The 14,824-nt window shown below is 50.4% G+C and carries 7 protein-coding genes; all 7 read right to left on the bottom strand.

Annotated elements, in window-relative coordinates; all coding sequences use genetic code 11:
* Positions 1 to 65 precede the first annotated feature (65 nt).
* The gene (locus MKX40_RS05395; RefSeq protein ID WP_339240012.1) at positions 66 to 2,048 is read right to left on the bottom strand and encodes a CotH kinase family protein; all 1,983 of its coding nucleotides are present in this window, start codon (positions 2,046 to 2,048) and stop codon (positions 66 to 68) included.
* Positions 2,049 to 2,406: 358 nt separating this feature from the next.
* Positions 2,407 to 6,738, bottom strand: coding sequence for an alpha/beta hydrolase fold domain-containing protein (locus tag MKX40_RS05390; protein ID WP_339240010.1), 4,332 nt, complete (start codon positions 6,736 to 6,738; stop codon positions 2,407 to 2,409).
* Between the two features lie 86 nt (positions 6,739 to 6,824).
* Positions 6,825 to 8,375, bottom strand: a complete 1,551-nt coding sequence (locus MKX40_RS05385; protein ID WP_339240009.1) for an extracellular solute-binding protein — start codon at positions 8,373 to 8,375, stop codon at positions 6,825 to 6,827.
* A gap of 337 nt (positions 8,376 to 8,712) precedes the next feature.
* Positions 8,713 to 11,082 carry a DUF4962 domain-containing protein gene (locus MKX40_RS05380; protein WP_339240008.1) on the bottom strand — a complete coding sequence of 790 codons (2,370 nt, stop codon included), beginning with the start codon at positions 11,080 to 11,082 and terminating at the stop codon, positions 8,713 to 8,715.
* A 34-nt stretch (positions 11,083 to 11,116) separates the two neighbouring features.
* A complete protein-coding gene (locus MKX40_RS05375; protein ID WP_339240007.1) occupies positions 11,117 to 11,884 on the bottom strand; it encodes a 3-oxoacyl-ACP reductase family protein in 768 nt (255 codons plus the stop codon).
* A 36-nt stretch (positions 11,885 to 11,920) separates the two neighbouring features.
* Positions 11,921 to 13,759: a sensor histidine kinase gene (locus MKX40_RS05370; protein WP_339240004.1), complete on the bottom strand. Its 1,839-nt coding sequence runs from the start codon at positions 13,757 to 13,759 to the stop codon at positions 11,921 to 11,923.
* Positions 13,756 to 14,793, bottom strand: a complete 1,038-nt coding sequence (locus MKX40_RS05365; protein ID WP_339240003.1) for a response regulator — start codon at positions 14,791 to 14,793, stop codon at positions 13,756 to 13,758. Before MKX40_RS05365 ends, MKX40_RS05370 begins: the two co-directional genes overlap by 4 nt.
* Between the last annotated feature and the right edge of the window lie 31 nt (positions 14,794 to 14,824).

The raw sequence follows: 14,824 nt of genomic DNA, 5'->3' as shown, positions 1-14,824 counted from the left end.
TCGATCTGACCATCGAATCCCTTCTCTCTCTCCGTACCACAACGTTGCTCCGCAGAAGATATTGCTTATTTGGATGTAAGGCTTACTTGTGCAGCAGCTTGATCCCAATCCACGGCTAATCCCAGTCCTTCTGAAATGAAGCGAACGGGTACGAGTGTACGACTGTTTTGAATGATCGCGGGGGCATCAATTTCAATTGTCTCTCCATTTACCGTTGCTGTGCTACTTCCGATCTTGAGCACAAGAGTCTGGTCATTCAGAACGGTTGTTACGGTCTTCGCCGTTTTGTCCCAAGTCACTTCTGCACCAAGTGCTTCGAGGATTGCATACACAGGTACCATCACTCGGCCACTTTGCTGCAGTGGGTCCTGATCCGGGAAGGTGATTGATTTACCATCGAGTGTTACGGTAATGGTTTTGTCGGTTGTTCCAGATGAAGTATTCGAGCCTGTCTCTTCCGAGGTCTCAGGCAGTGGCGTTACTTCACGCCCAAGTTGCTCTTGCAGATTTGCAAGACGATTCAGTGCAAATGTAGTTAGTGACCCGGCTGCCATGGAACCCATACCTCCGCCTCCACCGCCAAAGTTACCGCCAGGACGCGTCTGCGTATTGCCTGTGCTATCTGTTGTTCCTGTTCCCGTTGTGCCATCCGGAGGTGTTGCTCCATCTGGAGGTGTCATTCCTTCGAAACCTTCCGGCGGTGTCATGCCTTCCATACCCTCAGGTGGTGTCATTCCCTCAAATCCTTCAGGTGGTGTACCGCCCATCCCCCCTGCGACATCTGCATTGGCAGAATAAGCAATGTTGGATTCAAACTGTTCGGTCGTATAAAATTTCGTTGGATCTGCTTCTACATAAGGACGAATCTCATTGGCAAGATCAGTAATACGATTCTGAATGCCTTCCATATAGTCCGTCAGTTCATTGACGTAGCTCATATATTTTTCCTTATACTCCGGTACAGCAAGCAGGTTGTTAATCATCGGTACATTTTCCATGCTAATGCCTAGTACAGGCTCGTCCACAGATACGTTCGTTGCGTTGGTGTTGGTCGTGGTTGATCCGGTTGTTGTGCCACGTCCGCCTCCACCCGAGTATCCGTTGAAGGACATGTTAAAGTCCCAAGGTACAACGGTAAACTTGCCATCCTCATCGCCATAGAGCATGTAGTTATGTCCTTTGTCGCCGCTATAGCTGTCATAGTTGCCGAAAACCATGTTGCCTGCAATATATTGAAGCGCCGAATCCACGTCCAGCACGCTCTCGATATCACCCTTTTCACCTTCTGGCATCTCGTTCAGCGTTTGGATGAAGGTTTTTAGTTTGGCTTTGTCCTTATCCGTACCCAAGTCTTTGGTGATTGTACTGTAGTCACTGCCCTCTTCATATTGAAGATAACTCTTCTCATCTGTATCATATAGCACGCCTTCTTCGTAATCCTCACCGTAGTTGCGTTCCAAGTAACTGTCATCTACGGCTTCAACCCCGGTGTAGAAACCGACCAGTTCGCCATTAACATACAGATTAACATAGTTTGTCATCGGCACATCCATGCCAATACTGCGAAGCGCTTCATAGTGAAGTACCTCACGCATATAGGATGGATCTGCATAGTTGTTATTGAGCACCATTTTGTCCAGTCCGAGCAAGGTTTGTGTTTTGTCGTATTTATCGAACTTCAGTCTGAAGCTGTATCGATCCGAATCCTCCATCGAGGCTACGGCTTTCAAGGTCAGATTCCCCTTGGTGGAGAAACCAACGTTGTCCAGCTTGTTGCCGTCCACGTCCACACTCACATTCTTGTAATCCTTATCGAGCGGACTTTCAAGCATACTCTTCCAGTCTGCATCATCAATCGTTACATTCACATCAATCACGTTGTCCGTCTGGAACAACGATTCATAAGCTTGTGTCACGCCTGCACTCGCGGTTGTCGCTGTGCTCTCTGCGGCAAATGCCGTATTTGGACCTGCCATCAGGCCAAAAGATGACGTTACCATAGTCACGGATAATGCCGTTACTGCAACTTTTCGTAATAGTATATTCAAATGATGAATCCTCCTTCTTGGTTTCTGTTAAGCAACTGAGGCTTATGTAACCATGGTAGAGGACGAACCTTTAGTGAATCTTAAATAACGACTACAACAAAAAAACGACTACAACAAAAAGTAGCCCATCAGGCTACATAAGTTGAACTATGAATGTTACACCTTATCACTCCGATTGCAGTACCATTTTCCGATCGCTCTTATCCCCAGATTTTCATCATTCCCTTTGTTTATGGGGAAAATCCGGTGATAAAAGGCTAACGCTACGCTTCTTCAAATTGGTTCTGCACTCTCCGTTTAGGTGTAAAATTGAGCTTCAACTTATATAGATACCTGCTAGGCTACTTATTCTGATCCTTTATAGTTCGGTAACGGTCACACCTTCTGCTTGGTAGTAGTCCTCATTCACGTTGTTTAGAATGTTAGCGTTTAGCAGAATGCCGACTCCGGCAAACAAGCCGATTCCGTTTGTGTTACCTTCGATTCGGTTATCCTCGATCAACACATTCTCGGGATTCCCTTCGCCTATATTGCCAGCTCCAGCATCGCCTTTGTCGCGCTCAAGCCGTACGCCCCAGTATCCACTGGCAGTATTGTTACGAATCACATTGCCGCGAATTACCGTACCTGGTCCATTTAATACTTTGATTCCAGCCGCATCTGCAATCGTGGTTGTATTCTCGATGAGATTATCTTCAATTAGAGTATCGGGAGTACCCATCGTCACCGAAATACCGATCCGGCTGTTCTTGATTGTGTTGTCATGAATGTAGTTTCCTTTGCCAGACTTGCTGTGGTTGCTGGGCGCTGAACCCCCTGTATTGCCAAGCCCAATCCCTGCACCTGTCAGCACATCCGTAATGACATTGCCGGAGATTTCATTCAAATACTCCAGTTCACCATGAAGATCAATGGCATCCAGCTTGGTTCCATTAAATGTATTGCCGCGTAACACGTTATTGTGAGCCACAAACTGAATCAGTGCTCCATGTCTGAGATAAGGACCCTCAAATGCACTGTCCTCCACCACATTCCATAACGTATCATTATCAAAACCAAGTCGATCGGTCTTGGCCGTTCCCTGAATCGAAATTCCGTATCCTGAACCTCCGGGGCCCAGATCTGTTGCATTGCGAAAGGTTGCATGCTTCACAACAACATCGCGGCTGTGCTCAATTCGGATCGCCATTCGTTTGAACTTCTCCACAATTACGCCTTCAATTGTAATGTCATACGATGGTAACTCACCATAATTGGCGATGTGAATCAGACTATCCGGCCCCCCAGCGGAGGGATTATTGGATTGATGATCCGTCGTGTAGCTGCCGGACCAGGATGAAGTTAGGGTCATGTTGGATACGAGAATGCTATGCTGAGCTGATGCCTTCAGAACGGCACTGCCCGTTACCTGATCCAGCGATGTCTTGAGCACGGTTCCTTCACGGCTCTCTCCTCTCAGATTCACGCCGGATTTGAGCATCAGGTTGGTGGTTCCATCCGGCCCGGATAACAAATTGTACACTCCATTGGGTAAAAACACTTCATCACCCACCTCAGCCTCATCAATAGCAGCCTGTATTGCTGGTCGGTCATCACTCGTGTTGTCGGCAGGATTTGCTCCAAAATCCCGTACATCAATTGTACGTCCGGTCACGGCATGTGGAACATGGACAACATGTGGTGTGCCATCTGTTTCCGTCAGACCTGGGGCGATAAAGGGCATCGTCCCTTCAGGTGGTTGTGGCACGATATATGGAATCAGAGCCACAGGTGTCCCTCCCCCTGCAAAAGGGGCATACAGATGCACATCGGTCAGACTTGTGTAAATACTCGCATCTGAATTGCCATGCCCTGTGATTCGTACATAACGTGCAGAAGTGTCTGGGATATCAAATGCCTGCATTTCGATTGTATCCCCACTGCTTTCGCCGTTGAATACCTGGGTCCACTGCTCACCGTCAACAGACGATTCCATCTCAAAAAAGGTCTTTCGGACATCCCCTTTGTAAAAACCAATCCCCACATAACCCACTGACTGTATCTGACCCAGATCAAATGTGATCCATTGCCCCTCCCCGGCAACAGACCAGCGTGTATAGCTGTTATTGTCGAGGGTATTGGTCGCCAGGTTGCCGTCGCTGCCACTTGCCGTTACAGAAGCCACAGGCAGGGACGATAACGGGACGTCTAGGGTTGTCATTTCGGTTGATAAAGCACTGCTGATATTGCCCGCCTCGTCAATTGCTTTCACTTGAAACGTATACGATGTCCCAGCTGCAAGTTCGCTGTCATGAAATGACCGCTTACTTTGTTCTGCCAGCAGGACTCCATCTCGATAAATTCGGTAGGCAGATACAGCTGTATCATCGCTGGCCGCTGGCCATCTCAGTTCCGCAAAATCTGTCCCCCAGTTGCGAATCTCAAGCTCAGCTCCCTGCTCCCATTCGGGTGACTGCGTGTCACTGCCTTCTTCGATCAAAGCAATGACTGCTAACTGTGGACGCGGATTGCTCGTTCCGTTCGCTTCCTTGGTGTATACGTTCACGGAAACACCCGTTGATTCCGCATCCGCAAGCAAAAATGCAACCTGATCCGCATCTGGACGATTCTTCACAACATCGGTTACATCCACTTCGTAGACGGCCGGACTTCCATTCCGATCTGCCGTAACCTGGAATGTGCCGAGCAGCGAACCTTCGCTCAGACTTTGGACCGGAGCATTCGACCAGGTTAACGATGATTCGCTCCAGTCTGTTACATTCAAACCGTACAGAGACAACGTGGTATCGATATTTGATGTGCCTTTCTTGGCTGCAATCCGCAATCGATACCGATCTCCTTCCGGCTCATTTCCGGACATATCAAATTTGAAGTACACATATTTCTTGGTTGAAGAAGTGGAAGAGATGCTTAGTAATCCGGTACTGGAGCCCGTGGCCTGATTGAAATTCAGGTCAGACTTGCTGCTGTCAATCGCCGCATCGTCGCTTGGCAGCTTACTGGCGATGACCTTTTCAATCAACGGTTTTTCTTCAGCCACTTCTTCATCTTCAGGCGAAGTGTCTTCAGGATTGCTTTTGAAAATAATAGGCTCCGTAACGATCCGGTTCTTCACATGTTCATCCATGAAAGCCCATGCCTCTGCATTCGCAGTCTCGGAAGCGGTTCCTGTAAATCCATGGCCCTGACCAGGCACGACTTTCATATCCACAATCGGCACACCCGCAGATTGAAGCTGTCCCGCGAAAGTAACGCTGTCGGTATAGGGAATAGTGGCGTCAGCATCACCGTGCCGAATCCAGAATGGTGGATCATCTGGTGAGGCATACGTGCCCGGCATGGCAAGTCTGGCCTGCTCCGGAACATCGAACGCGCGATGCCCGCCAAGCAGAGCTGTGACCGAGCTATAGTTATTAGCAAATGTCGTTGTAAAATCAGCAGGTCCGTACCAGTCAGCGACCGCCTGCACTTTGTCGGAATACTCAGACCATCCGCCTGAACCTTCCAGATCAGGTATATCTACTGTCACCCCTGTATCGAGCTCTACAGTGTCACCAGCGACCATGTCCCCTGTTGTACCGAGCAATGCAGCGAGATGTCCGCCCGCCGATGATCCCCAGACACCAATACGGCTTGGGTCCAGATTGTACTGCTCAGCGTGAGCTCGCAGGTATCGAATAGCAAGCTTTACATCCTGAATCTGGGCAGGGAAAGGTGCCTCAGGCGTCAGTCGGTAGTCCAGAGACACACCGATGTAACCACGTTTGAGTACATAGTTGCATATGGAGTTCAGTGCCTGCTTCCGGTCCCCGTGATTCCATCCACCTCCATGGATATAGACCATGACTGGCATCGGTTCTGCTGCCGCTGTCTCGGGAACGGCAATGGATGAATACATCGCCCGCCCACCAGCCGTACCGATCTCCACATCCTCATATAAAGTCACTCCTTGCGGTGGCGTGAATTCAGTATTCCCCTCTCCAGGTGGCACCGGGGATGGGGCAGGCGTTATTCCGGGAATAGCCTGACCGTAAATGGCAACATTGTCGATATACATGTTGGCCTGCATGGCATCTCCTGTCCGAAATCTAATTTTGACCGTGCTGTTATTGTTCGCTTCCGAACCCAGCGTCCAGCTTTTTAGCGTATTGCCTTCCTTATTCTTCAGGTCCGGGGTGCCCGGGGGAAGTTCAAATGTCTCCAGCGTCGTCCAGGATGTGCCACCATCCTTCGACCATTCGATAATCACACTTCCAGTTATATAGGAGGAAGCACGAGTGTAGTAGCTCAGCCGAATATTTCCGTATCCAGTCAAGTTGAGAGGTAGTGCAAGCGCATCGGTTCCGTCCATCTTGATCATATTGGGCAGCGAGGGAGCCGTGGTGGAAGATGACGTCTTGGCCTTGCTTCCACCTGCCCCTTCCTGCGACCAGGGAGCTCTCAATGCAATTCCACCTGTAGAGCCAAAATTGTCCGGGTCATCAAAGTTTTCCGCGTAAATCTCCAGCTCCGGGCCCTCCGGCTCCGGGACGTTCTCTCTTTCTTCCTGTATAGGGTTACGAATAGAGCTAGGAACAACATCTTCCATCGCCCGGACTTCATGCATGGGAACGATGGTGCCGTTAATGAGAATCATAGACATGGCAACAAGGACAACGCGTTTTTTCCACGTTTTGAACAAATTATTCACTTGTATCCCCTCCGCACGGTAGTCCAATCTCCTGACGTTATACCCTTGCGATTGCTGATGGTAATCATTGCTTATCCAGTACAATTCTATCGACGCGGTGCCGACACGCCTTCACCGTTCTTGAACTTCTCTGTGGCTTCCTTGATGGCCTGATCCCCGCCTTTGGATTTCCATTCTTCAACTACCTTCGGCCAATCGGAGATCGGCTCCTTGCCATATACCATCTTGATCATGTGTGTGAGCAATACCTGAGGAGGTGTATCCGAATTGGGAGCAATATCGGGATTCTGTACAAAAGCTTCCAAACGCGGATCAAAGTTAATGCCATCCCGACCTTCTTTGGCTAAAACCGTATCGTAAATATTCATCAGCTTTTTGCCTTCTTCAGTCAGGGATAGGGAGCCTTTGTTGTATGTTGTATCCTGTACGAACCATAAGAACGATTGACGGTAACGCTCCTCGTCCACGCCAGCAGAGTCTGTCGGAGCTGTATATGAAATCACACCATTATCCTCTGTATAGGTCTCTCCTTCCGTACCGTACGTGAAGAACTTCTCCGCTTCGTCAGACACCATCCAGTTGAAGAAACGGATAATGGAAGCCGGATCGGCCGCATCCTTATTAATAAAGTAGGCACGTGTCACAGGACCGTACAGATAATAACCGCCTTTTCCGTCCGGGCCGACAGGGGAAGGGATAATCTCGATTTTGGCATCGGGAACCGACGCTTTAATCTGCTTCTCCCACTGGATCAGTTCGTTGGCATTCATGGACCACATGCCCGCTTTGCCGGAGAGGATCGTATTTTTGAATACGGTGGAATTAATCGTTGCGAACTCTTTGTTGATAAGCCCTTCCTCATACATCGTCTTATACACCGTCAGGGCTTGCTGCATATTCTCGTTATCCATGAACTTCGGTACAATCTGGTCGCCCTGCTGCTCCATCATGGACAAGAACTGCTGCACATCATAGGCACCAAAGAAGGTATCCGCATATTTGAAATCCTCACGCCCCATATATGGATTCTCCACGCCAAGCTTTTTAAAGGCGCGCAGCACTTCCATTGTCTCCTCCACCGTAGTAGGCACCGGCAATCCGGTTTGATCCAGCAGATCCTTACGAATCCAGGTTGCCCGGCGGGATGGATTGGATAAATATTCAGGGATGGCATAGATCTGGCCGTCATGGGTGACCTGGTCCCAGGCTTCCTTCGGCACGGCTTTCAGTAAATCTTGCCCATACTGCTGCAACAACTCATCCAGTGGCTGAAATACTCCGGCTTCGACCGAGCCGGCCATCTCCTTGCCGTTGACGCCGCCGTCACCCTGCACCACATCAGGAATATCATTGGTGGCAAACATTTGCACCATTTTCTGCTCATATTCCTTATGAGGCACCAGGACAATTTTGAGATCGGTATTGGTCAGATCCTCCAGCCTTTTCACCCATTTATCCTGGTTGATGTCGGGCGACTTCTCCACATACGTATACGCCAGCGTTCGCAGTGACATGGAGAACCTCGTCTTGCCGTCTCCCCCATTCTCACCGGATTTCGCCCCGCTTCCAGTGTTGCATCCCGCCATGACGGTTGTCGCCAGCAATAGCGCCATGCCTGTGACCATCCACTTTTTCATGCTACCCCTCTTTTCATCCTGATTTAGATTTAGGTACCACTCGTTGGTGAAGCGCTTTCAAATAGATGTTAAAACATCCCCACCGCCTGCAACAATGGGGATGTTTTAGATTAGATTGCGTTTTCTTTAGGTCAACACTCTGCCACTGCGATTGCAGTACCCTCTTCCGATCGCTAGTTATCCCCAGATTTTTTTGATTCCCTTTTCGGAGGGGAAAATCCGGGGATAAGCGTATGCTTCCGATGTAGCTTTCTTACAGAAAGCTTTAGCGAACGCTTCGCTTCTTCAGATGGGTTCTGCATTCTTCGTTCTTGTGTAAATATTCAGTTCATCTTAACTAGTACGTCTTGGATACCTCGATCTTCTTTGTTATACCGTTGTCGGTAAAATAGAGATGAATGCCGTGATCCTGGTCATCGATGAAATAAGGGACATACTTCGGCTCCTCAATCTTATATGGCACAAGCAGCGTTACAATTCTATGGCTTGAAGCAGGCCGTGTTTCCGCGCTTAGATGATAATGTCTGTCCAGCCCTTCATACTCTGCCGGGTCCACCTCTGCGAATTGATCCGTCTGGCTGAGCGACAGTTCACCGGAGGAAGCATAGACAAATGTCCCCTCAAGCCCTGCCTTAGTACCGTTCAGACGGAAGGTCTGCCCTTTCAGCTGTAACGGGTGTAGTGCATGGAATAGCCATTGAACACTGTCCGGCTTCTTCAGGTCAATGTGGTCCACAATGACGAAGTAGGATGATTGCAGAAAATGTATTTCCCGTACAACACGCTTCACATGCGGTACGGTGCTGGCGTAGGCATCGGTCGCTACCGCGCGCACATAACCATCACCGTCTCGCCAATAGGCATCTTCGATCTGCCCGGTTGCCGCCATGTTCAGCACTTTGTTGTTCTCGGCATACTGACCTGCTCCGCCAATCAGCAGATTGTTTTTGGAGCGTGTCTGCCTGCGCCATTCCCGGTGAAAGGAACTTCCATGCGCGATATAATAGCCGGTATCCGCCGCAAGCGGCTCACCGAATGCATGCAGGGTAAAGCTGTTCTGATCCGCATGGCTATGGCTGATAGAGCCGTAACGGCTTGACTTGAGTAGCAGCATCATATGCTCATCCGGATCATCCATCCGGTGATGCATAGCTACCCATCCCACATCCCGGAACCATTTGAGCGGCTCGATGTTCACAGGTGACTCTTCCTCCACCTGCGGATAATCGTGGCGATATACCAATTCGTCAAAGTTAAAATCCCACCAGCCGTAGTTATAAAAGGCTCCCTCTGTCCCCGGATCGGATTGGCGTACACGCTCAAAGTACCACTGGTACCAGCGGTTGCCTGTAACACCTGCCAGTTGGCGCACAAGATAGCCTGTTTTCAAATTGACCGGGTCACCCAGCGTAGACTGATCCCCAAAGCTGGCGCGCCGTGCATCAGGCGGGTACACGTAGAGTGGAAAATCCCCGGTACGCTGGAAGAACGGTCGACGGAAGAAGTCGATGCCCGCATAGTTTCGCAGCAGATTCATCGCTTCGGTTACATAGGCCATGCCTGTTGTCCAGTACATCGGTCCTTCGGCCCAACCCCCATCACTGCCACCCCAAGGGGAGTACAGACAGGCATAATAATCGATCGCATAATCCAGCCACGCTGCAGCTTGCTGCTCCTCATGCAACAAAGCCATACAGCACGGTACAAGTACGGAAGACAATGAACGAATTGCATGGCTGTCATAGGGCACATGATGAATCTTTGAGCGGACCATTACATGCTGGGCTACCTGTTCTGTCCGCCGCAGCAAACTGCGTCTTACCACATCTTGCTCTTCACTGTTCAACTCATCATGCAGCCAGTCATAGCCCCAAGCAAGCGCCGCTGCGACCCGAAAGGCTGCCTCATCGTTATAATCGCGGGAGGTTGTTCCCTCCGTATCCCAGGCCGCCACATGCAACAGCCAGGTTTTCGCCGCTTCAAGCAGCCGTTCGTCTCGAAGCACCCGCCCAGCGATACTCAGATGACGAATGGCATATAACACTTCCTGACAGTCAATGTACATTTGTCTCCACAACGTGGCGACACGTTTGTTCTCCGGGTAAGGCAGCGGTTCACGAATTGGCTCACGGTCTGCCCACGGTTCCACGGAATTTGCCATAAACACATCCCAGCCGCAATACGTGGAGTCGGACGCAACACCATCGGCAAGCGCATTCAGTCCACGCTCACCAAGCCACAGCCGTGGGTGAGATGTGTCTGTGCAAACGTATCGCTGTGCCCGGGAGGGTAGAGGTGTCTCCGGTAGTCCCGCTGGAACCGTAAACCGCCGTACCTCACTCCATGATGACATTTCCTGCTGTTTCTCCTGCACGGCATCCGTTTCGGCTTCGCTTCCTTGCTGCACTGGATGATCCACAAGCAGCGCATATCGCCAATAATACTCTCCAGGTTCAAACACCCGGTCAGGTGTGAAAAAATTATACGGGAGCGGCGTAAAGGTCATCGTCTCTTCTTTCTGAAAAGAAGGGCTCGCCGATACTTGCAGCAGATAGGCATTCTCATCCTCCTGCTGTGCCGCCATCCAGGTAAACCTTGGCGGATTCTCTGCCAGAATGGTATGTTCATCAGGTGCATAGTCCACATGGAACGGCCCGCTAATAGGTTGGTACAACGGTCTTTCTGCAAGCTTCCGTTTCACTTCCATCGTATCGTTTCCTCCTTATCGCAATGTTGTAGCCTCAACGCATGTACATTCCGCCATTGATTTCTATCGTCTCTCCGGTGATAAAAGCCCCCAGGTCAGAACACAGGTACAGCGCCGCTCCTGCAACATCATCGGGAGTCCCTTCCCGTCCAAGCGGGATACTGCCTACTGCAGAAGACCGGCCTTCTGCAGAGGTGAACGTAGCATGGAATGCCGTCTGTCCAATGAAGCCCGGTGAAAGGGCATTAACCGTAATCCCCCCAGGAGCCAGTTCTTTGGCAAGCCCTTTGGTTAACGCAATGACAGCCGCCTTGGAGGCTGCGTAAATAGCTGCACCCGGCCCACCCCCGTTATGAGCCGCTACCGAGGTTAGATTGATAATTCGTCCGCCTCCAGCCGCCTTCATGCCAGGAATGACCGCTTTGGAGACAAATACGGCGCTCTTCAGATTGACATCCATAATCCGGCTGTAAAGCTCCTCGCTCATCGTTTCAATAGGGCTCCGCTCCACCAGATGCCCCGCATTATTGATCAACAGGTCAATTGGACCGCCGAAACGAAGCGTGATATCCCCAACCATCGATTCTATGGCATCCATATCGGTCACATCGGCCTGAAATGCCGCCGCTTCACCGCCAGCATTCCGAATCGCTGCCACGACCTCCTCCGCCCGCTCCATATTATGCAGACCATTCACAGCCACCTTTGCCCCACAGCGAGCCAATGACCCGGCAATAGCAGCGCCAATCCCTCCACTGGAACCTGTTACCAACGCAATTTTGTTCTGCAAGTTAATATTCATGTTTGATCTTCCTCCCTGTTATTGGTTTCAATTACATTAAATCCGCTTGCTGTGCTGATCGGCCGGAAGCGCCATCGTAATGGTCGTTCCCAAGCCTCGCTCACTCTCAATCATCAAGCCATACGTTTCTCCAAATACCAGTTGAATCCGTCGATGGACATTCATAAGACCAATGCCTCCACGATGGTAGACATCATCGGAATCTTCCCCTGCCAGACGATTTAATTCCAGACGGTCACGCAGCTTCTTCAGGCGTTCATCGTTCATGCCCATGCCGTTATCCTGCACGATCACAAGGAAGCGATCTTCCAGGCGCCGAGCATCGATGCGGATATAATGACCCGGTTCCATGCCCTGTGGAAACGCATGTTGCAGCACATTCTCCACCAGGGGCTGGAGGGTGAGACGAACCATTTTTTCTAGCAACAGATCCGGTGCAATGATGACCTCCACTTCAAGCTCCCGATCCATGCGATGTTTCATGATAGAAAGGTAGGCGAGCACATGCTTCAACTCATTGGCCACCGTAATTTCCTCCAGATTGGTCTGAATGGAATAACGGAGCATATGGGCCATCGATTCCACCATCTGTGCAATTTCTTCGGAGTCCTGTACAACGGCATAACATTTGATCGTCTCCAGCGTGTTGTAGAGAAAATGCGGATTGATCTGCAACTGGAGCGCCTGAAATTCCGCACGGTGTCGTTCCAACGCCTCCTGCTGTAGCTCAATTTCCGACTTCTGGCGACGCAGCTCCGACTCGTATACACTCTCAATCATGTCCGACAGACGGCTGACCATCAGATTATAGCTGCGGATCAGCACGCCGATCTCATCACGCCTTTCCTTCATCTCCACCTTGTTCCAGATTCCCTTCTCCGTCTGTCTCATTCCGTTCATCAGCACCCGAATGGGTTCCACTTGAGATGCTCCGATCCGATACGCCACAACAAGCGCAGCGAGCAAGGTTCCTGCACCAACCCATAATGTAGCTGAGCGAATCGTTGCAATCGGCCTTTGAAGCTCCGACAGCGGCACGGAAGCGACAAAGCGCCAGCCCGAATAGGCAGACAGTTCCGATATAAAGAGCCGTTTGGTGCCATCCGTGTTCTGTTCCAGTGACCCTGCCTCCATGTGCATAAGTCTGTCCACGGTGCTGGATGACATCACGGTTTGCGCCTCCTCGACCGCAGGAAGGTAGATGACATTTCCGTTCTGATCCATCACATACTGATATCCCCCTTGACCGAGATCGAGTTCTCCCCAGATGTTGTCAAGCTCCAGCACATTCACTTCCATCGCCAGCACTCCGTTTGGTGTGTAGGAGGACATCCCCCTGATCCGGCGTGCAATCGTAATGACATTCGAACTCTGTCCACTGCGAATACTGCGGGTGAGCAACGTCGATTCGCCATTCGCAGGGGTTGCAGCGAGCAGCTCCTTATACTGCTGGGCAGCATCGATATCGGGTATGCCCGCTGAATTCTGGTTGTCATCGATGACAACCCGCCCGTTCTCCCCGATAACATACAGGAACTTGATCTGTGGATATAACATAAATACAGGCGGGAACACGTTCCTTTTAATCTGACGGCTGTACTCGTAATAGGCATAACTATCCTCCCAATTCATATCGAGGAAATGCTTCACACTTCCATTAGAGAGGATAGAGTACGTTGAGCGATCATAATTTTGCAAATACAGGTCGGTTTGGTACGCCGTATTACGCATCGTTTGGGCGATGTTGCCCGCCAACTGGTCGTTCATCTCAGTTGAGGCATAGGTGTAGGTAAACAAGCCGATAGCAGACAGGGACAACGTAATTACGATGGCAAAATGAAAGAACAGGCGGATCGACAGGCTGCGCTTCATCATTCAATGCCCAACTTGCTACGGTATTCGGACGGGGTCAGTCCGGTAATCTTCTTGAATGTCTTGGTAAAATGGGGATGATCCGCATACCCCACTTCGTAGGATATATCCGTAATCCGGTTGCCCGGCTGTTCCAGCATGCGTTTGGCCAGTTCCATTTTGCTGCGTATCCGGTATTGAATAAAGGTCTGACCTGTCGTCTGTTTAAACAGTTGGCTGAAGTAGGACGGGTTCAGTCCCAACTTGGCGGCAATCTCGTCCAGTGACACTTCCCTGCGCAAATGCTGTTCCAGATAAGCCTTAGCTTCTTCCACCGGATGCTTGCGCTTGCCGCTGCGCTTTTCCTTGATCGTTTTCATCAACATCTGGATTTCGTTGCCCAGAGCCTTGAAGCACTCTTTTGAGGAAGCGCTTTCATTAATCTGGCTGGACGTACTCATCGTTCCGTTTCCCCGTGCATTCATTCTGGCTACAATCAATTCCAGCAATTCCTGAAAAAGCTCCGCTGTCTGCTCAGGCATCAGGGCATATGCCGGATAACGATCTGACCATGCTGCGAGCAACTCCGTCACATCGGATTGCCTTAGCTCCCATATCGCCTCTTCCAGACGCATCGCCCAATCGTTCAGCTCCCTCACGGGTACAAGAGAAACCGTAGGTTTATCCTCTTCGGATGCCAGCAATTTGAGCAGCAGTTCATGAAGCTCCTGTCTTCCCACAGGTTTCAGCAAATATCGCTTTACCCCATAATCCATACAGGCTCTTGCATATTCAAAGTCCGAATAACCGGAAACCACAATAATGCGTATCGTACTGCCTTGCTCGGATAAACGACGGCATAGTTCAATACCGTCCATCGTTGGCATGCGGATATCCGTAAACAGGATGTGCGGCCGAAAGTCTCCCATCATCTGGAGAGCTTCTTCCCCATGTGCAGCCTGCCGAATCTCACAGTCGAACAGTCCCGCTTGTTTGATCATCTTCGCCAGACCCATTCGAATCATGGGCTCATCGTCCGTAATCAAGATTCTGAACATCGCCATTCCCCCGTTTCCGTCAGATCTGTAT

This window comes from Paenibacillus sp. FSL R5-0517 (genome assembly GCF_037974355.1).
In the GTDB taxonomy this organism is placed as follows: Bacteria; Bacillota; Bacilli; order Paenibacillales; family Paenibacillaceae; genus Paenibacillus.
This window is presented reverse-complemented; position numbering and strand designations above follow the sequence as displayed.

Excerpts from the sequence above, each read along its gene's own strand:
- MKX40_RS05385 (WP_339240009.1), bottom strand. The coding sequence starts at position 8,375 with ATGAAAAAGTGGATGGTCACAGGCATGGCGCTATTGCTGGCGACAACC.
- MKX40_RS05380 (WP_339240008.1), bottom strand. The coding sequence starts at position 11,082 with ATGGAAGTGAAACGGAAGCTTGCAGAAAGACCGTTGTACCAACCTATT.
- MKX40_RS05375 (WP_339240007.1), bottom strand. The coding sequence starts at position 11,884 with ATGAATATTAACTTGCAGAACAAAATTGCGTTGGTAACAGGTTCCAGT.
- MKX40_RS05370 (WP_339240004.1), bottom strand. The coding sequence starts at position 13,759 with ATGATGAAGCGCAGCCTGTCGATCCGCCTGTTCTTTCATTTTGCCATC.
- MKX40_RS05365 (WP_339240003.1), bottom strand. The coding sequence starts at position 14,793 with ATGTTCAGAATCTTGATTACGGACGATGAGCCCATGATTCGAATGGGT.